A 6,312-nucleotide genomic window follows, 5' to 3' on the forward strand; every position below is an offset into this window, starting at 1 on the left:
CCACAATACCCAATGTGGTCGTCTAAGGGTCAGACCATGGCAGATGTCGCAACGCGTGACAGGGAGAGGGCCAGACACATTCGCTACGGCGTCATCCTCTCCCTGCTCATGCTCTGCGGATTCGGTGTGACCGGCTCGCCGTACGACCGGATCGACCCCGGTCCGGTCATCCGGATCGGTCCGCCGGCGCGCGGATCCTGGCTGGTGACAACGGTGGTCGTGCGGCACAGCACCTGGTTCCGGTGGGCGTTGGCCGGGCTCACGGAGGAACACATGGTCCGGATGCGGGGTCCCGGCCCGGCGACGACCGATGCGATGAGCGAGGCGATGGACGCCTCGCAGACCACGGCCGCACTCGTCGCCGCCCAACTGGCCGGCCGCCGAACACCGACCGGCAGCGCCGGACTACAGGTGACCGGGATGGCGGGAGCGGCGGCCACGATTGGGCTGCACCCCGGTGACGTGCTCCTGGCCGCCGGTGACGCCCGGCACCTGGCGCCGCTCCGCGACCAGACCGATCTGGGGTCCGTCACCGCCGCCACGGGGAACGTGCGCCTCCTCGTGGCCCGCAGGATCTCCGGCGAGTCGCTGGGGACATCCACGACCATGGGGATATCGAGCGCCTCGCTCGCCGCGGTACGGGTGGATTCCGCTGTCGCCGCGACCGCGTTTCCACTCGGCGTCGTACAAGGGCCGTCGGCCGGGCTGATCCTGACACTGGCCCGTGTCGACGCACTGGGCTCGGGACGCCTCATCGGCGCTCACCACGTCGCCGGCACCGGTGGAGTCGGCCTTGACGGCTCCGTAACCACGGTCGGTGAAGTCGCGGAGAAGGTCAAAGCCGCGATGGCGGCCCACGCGGACGTGTTCTTCGTGCCGGCCCTTCAACGCGACGTCGCTGTACGGGCGGCGCGGGGCGGCACGATGCGGATCGTCCCGGTCGGCTCCGTCTCCGATGCGGTGAAGTGGCTGTGCGCCGTCGGCGGGCGCTCCCCGGCCTGCGAGGCGTCTTGAGGCCTGCGGCACCGACCGGGCGGGCGCTGATAGCGTCTGCACCACGGATGCCCATCGGACCGGAGACCAGATGAGGGTGCTCATCGTCGACGACGATCCCGGAGTCAGACGGCTGCTCCGAATGATCCTGGAACGCGATGGTCATGAGGCGGACCTGGCCGGGGGCGGCAACGAGGCGTGGCACCGGCTCACCACCGCCTCCCTGCCGCGGTTGCTGATTCTCGACCGGATGCTCCCGGACATCGACGGGGCCGATCTCGTGACCCGGATTCGCGCCGCTGCCCATACCGCGAATCTGCCTGTCCTGGTTCTCACCGCCGACGCAGGCATGTCAGGCGACCTGGATGACGGCTCCCTGACCCGCGTTCTCGCGAAGCCGTTCGACCTCGATCAGCTCCGTGAGCTCATCTCCGCACTCGCGGGCGGCCGATCGGCGCGCCCGGATTGACGAGAGGGATCCAGAAATCGACCTGTAGGCCACCGGACGGGGCGGTCACCAGTTCGATCCGTCCCCCCATGGCGGCCATCATCATGTCCGCGATGTAGAGTCCCAGCCCCGACCCTGGAAGGTTCCCGGCGGCGGTCGCCCGATAGTACGGCCGCGTTGCGAGGGCGCGTTCTTCATCGGGAATGCCGGGTCCTTCGTCCGCGATGCCGATGACTCCATATGAGCCGACCTCGCGCACCGTCACGGTGATCTTCCCGTCGGGCGCGTACTTCTGTGCGTTGCCGAGGGCCAGCAGCAGGCACTGCCGCAGCCCCAACGGATCAGCACGCACGGTGTGGCCGGGAGAAGAGTCGATCAGCGTACGCGCCGCTACCGACGGGATGGTCCGCAGAGTCCGGTGTAGTAGTGCCGTCACATCGATCGATTCGGCCTTCATCGGCCGGAGAGCGGCCGGATCCGAGGCACTGACGGCGGTGAGACCCCTGACGACGTGGTGCATCATCTCCACGGCGTCGAGGATCGCCTCGACGGAGTCCGCCACGTGCCGGTCGTCCGGGAGGAACTTGCCCAGCAACTGCGCGTGGCCGCTGATCACGGTCAGCGGGCCGTGCAACTCGTGGCGTACGGAGTCCAGCAACAGCGCCCGTGCGTCCTCGAGCCGCCGCCGCTTCGACACGTCGACACCGTCCACGGCCGTGAGAGCGGTGCCGGACCGGTCGGCGACGGTGCTGACCCGAGCTCGTTCCTCCCCGGTGTCATGGCGATTCCACACGTCGTTCCAGAACGCCCCCAGGGCCCGGCCCACATCTGTCAGCGCTTCACCCAGCATGCCGAAGATCACCCGGGACGCTCGATGCCGGCCGGTCGCCCGTGAGGCCGTACACCTTGACGTCGTCGGTATGCCCCGCACCGGGGAGCACGGCCATGCTTGCAGCAGTGCAGGAGTCGTCGTCGCGACTACAACACGCCTGCGAGTGAACTTCATCGCTCTCAATTCTTCTCAGCTCGATACGCGTCGCCATTATGCGAAGCGGCTAAGGGAGGCGCGATCGTTTAAGTCCGCGAGTTAAACGATCGCCCGTGGCCCTCCGCATCGTTATGCTCGGAACATCTTCACCACCGAATGCCGAGCAGTGGATTCAGGCTCAGGCCACCGGGCGAGGAACAGCACTGGGTGGAGCCTTGGAGGTTCTGTCAAAGGTGGGCCGCCGTGGTGGCGGGCCGGCTGGGTGTGGATCGCGGACGCGACGGTATCGGCCGAGCCGGGCGGTGCGGCGTCGGCGTGCGCGGGTGCGGTGAACGCCGGCGCGGAGACAGCGGCGGTGGCGGCGAGCGTGGTTCTGATCTTCGCTGATGGGTGTCTTTCCGGGGGAGCGGCTGTGGTGGAGATGGCGGGTGGTCGGGCCGGGGGTACGGTGAGAGCGCCTTCGGCGCGAGCTTCGCACGGCGGGTCAATGTCGCGATCACGTCGCGATCACACCGGGATGTGGGGCCGGGATCCGCTGCGTGGTGTGGCCTGAAGCCTGGGCGGATACACCCCACGCCCCTTCCTGGATGATCAACGGACGGCACCATCGTCGACGTACGGGCGCGACTGCACCAGGCAGAACCTCCGGCAGAAATATCGGCAGTTTCTTGAAACTCATGTGCCTCCGTATGGCGCGCGCCCGCCCGGCGGCGGCCAGAGACCGCTCAGGTTGAGCGAGTTTCATCAGGTCTCCCGTTGTGTGTCCGGACTTGCATGGCTGGTCAGAGACTTCCGGCCGTCCCCCGTGGGCTGCCGTTTGGACCTGTCTTGCATGAAGCGGCAGGACCAGGGTGTCCGGACCGCCTGAACGGAGTCACGTTTCCCGTACAAACCCGTACGAACCCGCGGCTCCGATTCTGAACTTCACAACCGGCCCACCTTCCTGGTTTAGAGGTTGTGCCCGGACACTGATCTTGAGGATGAGCGCGTCATTCAGGCTGAGGAGGTGCGATTCGTCTCGGCCCGATACGCGTCGCCATTATGCGCAGCGGCCAAGGGAGGTACGATCGTTTAAATCCACGATCGCCCGCGGTCCTCCCGCCGCCAGCTCGGTTCCATGGCCTGATCTGGCCAGACTTTGATCGCGCTAACTTTGCGCCTTCTACGCTGGAGATCGTTTCTGATACGTCTTCGGGGGCGTGATGTGACGACGATCAGCTATCCCACCGTGGACCTGGCCCAGACCAGGTTCGCGCTCTCACCACTCGGCCACCTCGTACACGGCGTCCACGATTCCGCGTGCAGCCGTGACTCCTCACTCCGTCGCGCCTGGTGGCACACAGCGCGCCGCAACGTTCCCGCAGCCGCGTACGACCTCATCACGCGAATCAATGCCGACCCCTCAACCTCGCCGGCCTTCCTCGCACCGCCCCTGGCGGGCTATGGATACACCGAGCCGAGCTTCGACACCGAACTCCAGGCCCTGGAGGCAGCATCTCCCGACCTCAACGGCACCGTGGACGCGCTGCGTAAGCTCTATGACGCATGCCTGGCCGATGACTGGACGCAGATCTCCCGGCAACTCCACGCCGACCTCGGCGTACGCGCCGCCACCCTCCTGGCCCAAGGCCCGGCGGCCGCACTCGCCGGCCTCCACGACGGACTGGCCTGGAAAGACGGGCAACTGATCATCCCAGGCCCCGACACCCTCGAGTTCGACGCAACAGGCGGACTGGTGGCGATGCCCTGCGCGTTCGGCCAAGCCAGACTCCACCCGATCCTGACGCCAGGACAGATCCCCATCCTCACCTACTCGATCACCCCCACCCCGATCCGGCCTGCCTCGATGCTTCGAGACACCCTGTCGTCCCTGATCGGACCAGGCCGGGCCCGCTCCCTGCGCGAGCTCGCCAAATCCCCCGCCTCCACCTCCCAGCTCGCCCACCGCCTCAACGTGTCAGTCCCAGCCGCCTCGATGAGCGCGACCGCCCTGCGGGACTCCGGCCTCATCCAGTCGATCCGCGACGGCAAGAAGGTCATCCACCACCTCACCCCCGCCGCGACAGCCCTCCTAGCCGCCAACCCCGCCCCAGCGACCCGGTAATCAAGCAAAGCCCCCGAAGCCTCGGCGGTTGCATCCACGGACGTGGTGTACGAGTTTTTGCTGATCAGAGGCGTGGCGTCGTGAACTGAGACGGCCATCGCGTGATCCTTCGAGATGCAGCCGGACAATCACGCGCTGGGCCGCTCGAGCGGCGGGTTGACCACCAAGCGGCACTTGAGCTGCGAGCAAGGGCACATCCCCAAGTGGCGGCTCGCGCTCCAGATGCTGGATGAACTGGCCTCCTGGGGTATGTGCCGCCGTTGGTCGTCGGCGATGCCGGTTACGGGGACAACACCACGTTCCGGCTCGGGCCGGCCGAACGCGGGCTCGCCTATGTGATGGCGGTCAAGGCCACCACCAGTGCCTTCCCCCGGGGACTCGGTACCGCGGAGGCCCCTTATGGCGGACGAGGCCGCCCGCTGCGGCCACGCTGCGCAGGGGACGCCTCCAGCCTGCGCGACTTGGCACTGGCCACCGGCCGCGCGAGCCTTCGGCAAGTGACCTGGCGTCAAGGCAGCAAGAAGACCAAAGGCAACCCCACCGCCAAGATGCGCTCCCGCTTCACCGCGATCCGGGTACGCCCCGCCAACCGCGACATCCCCGAAGCCACAGACGGCAGCCTGCCCGAGTGCTGGCTGCTGGCCGAATGGCCACCCGGCGAAACCGAGCCCACCGACTACCAGCTGTCCACCCTGCCCGCTGGCACCCCCATTACGACACTCGTCCGCCTGGCGAAGATCCGCTGGCGGATCGAACTCGACTACCGCGAACTCAAAACCGGCCTCGGCCTCACCCATTTCGAAGGCCGCTCCTGGACCGGCTAGCACCGCCACGTCACCTTGGCTTCGGCTGCCCAATCTCATCCTCACCGAACTACGCCCGACCAGCCCCCAAGCGGCTGGGGCGGCCTGAGCCTCTACAAAATCCTCAAACAGCTCCAGGTGCTGCTCGCGACCTGGACAGGCCGATGCCCCACCTGCCACCAGCGACCGCCATGACGAACTAACAAAGTCCTACTAGGGCGGGTCCGGTCAGCATGAGGAGGGTGACGCGGCATGAGACGCGTTGGGCGTCTCGTCCGCGCCGACCACGTCCTCACCCTCTTCGAAGACCGCCGAATCCGCTGAAGCTTAGTGAGAAAAAGTCAGTCGCCCAGTTGCATCCACCTCAGCATCGAGGACGGTATGAGCCGTGCGCCGAGAACGCACCCCCGCCCACCCGGGCGCGGAAACAAAGAAAAGAGGTTGGCTCATGAGCAACAACGGCCAGCACGCCTGCTCGTGGAGCTATGTCAGCACAGACGCCGACGGTGTCATCACCTGGCGGTGCCGCATCCCCGGCTGCAGCAACACCATGAAGTCGAGGTAGCCCTGCACAATTGGGACTGCCGCAACGCCGCACCCTGCGGCGTTGCGGCAGTCCCACCTTTTTCGGGCCTGTCCGGCCGGGACTGTCCGGATCTTTGTGGGCGGGCCGGTGATCACTTCTAGTGGAGGGTGATGCGGTCGCCGTAGTAGAGCGACAGCGCGTTCAGCGCTGCCTTCCACCCCGCGGTCTTCCCGGTCACGTTAGTCCGGTTCTTGCGCGGGCTGCGAATGACCAGGTAGAGCACCTTGAGCGCGGCTTGGTCGGTGGGGAAGTGGCCGCGCCGTCGGGTGGCCTGACGGAATCGGGCGTTGAGGGACTCGAAGCTCTCTTGTCAAGCGGCTGCGGCGATGGTGGGCGCTGGGCTGCTGCGGCGGTCGTCGTCGCGCCACATGTGCCTGATGATGACGTTGG

At 67.0% G+C, this 6,312-nt stretch carries 5 protein-coding genes and 1 pseudogene; 4 read left to right on the forward strand and 2 right to left on the reverse strand.

Annotation, left to right across the window (positions count from 1 at the left end):
- The first annotated feature begins 36 nt into the window (after positions 1-36).
- Positions 37-1,014, forward strand: a complete 978-nt coding sequence (locus AB0I04_RS43615; protein ID WP_360898636.1) for a S16 family serine protease — start codon at positions 37-39, stop codon at positions 1,012-1,014.
- A gap of 70 nt (positions 1,015-1,084) precedes the next feature.
- A complete protein-coding gene (locus AB0I04_RS43620; protein WP_360898638.1) occupies positions 1,085-1,462 on the forward strand; it encodes a response regulator in 378 nt (125 codons plus the stop codon).
- On the opposite strand, the gene AB0I04_RS43625 is transcribed toward AB0I04_RS43620, so the two are convergent.
- Positions 1,419-2,291, reverse strand: coding sequence for a HAMP domain-containing sensor histidine kinase (locus tag AB0I04_RS43625; protein ID WP_360898640.1), 873 nt, complete (start codon positions 2,289-2,291; stop codon positions 1,419-1,421). The genes AB0I04_RS43620 and AB0I04_RS43625 overlap by 44 nt on opposite strands.
- A 1,342-nt stretch (positions 2,292-3,633) precedes the next feature.
- Here AB0I04_RS43625 and AB0I04_RS43630 point away from each other — a divergent pair.
- Both AB0I04_RS43630 and AB0I04_RS43635 read left to right on the forward strand, forming a co-directional pair.
- Positions 3,634-4,533, forward strand: coding sequence for a winged helix-turn-helix domain-containing protein (locus AB0I04_RS43630; RefSeq protein ID WP_360898642.1), 900 nt, complete (start codon positions 3,634-3,636; stop codon positions 4,531-4,533).
- 260 nt (positions 4,534-4,793) lie between these two features.
- Positions 4,794-5,357: a transposase gene (locus AB0I04_RS43635; protein WP_360898644.1), complete on the forward strand. Its 564-nt coding sequence runs from the start codon at positions 4,794-4,796 to the stop codon at positions 5,355-5,357.
- 662 nt (positions 5,358-6,019) lie between these two features.
- On the opposite strand, the pseudogene AB0I04_RS43640 reads toward AB0I04_RS43635, so the two are convergent.
- Positions 6,020-6,211, reverse strand: a pseudogene (locus AB0I04_RS43640) (IS256 family transposase); the annotation flags it as partial.
- Between the last annotated feature and the right edge of the window lie 101 nt (positions 6,212-6,312).

The organism is Actinoallomurus sp. NPDC050550 (assembly GCF_040655075.1).
Lineage (GTDB): Bacteria > Actinomycetota > Actinomycetes > Streptosporangiales > Streptosporangiaceae > Actinoallomurus.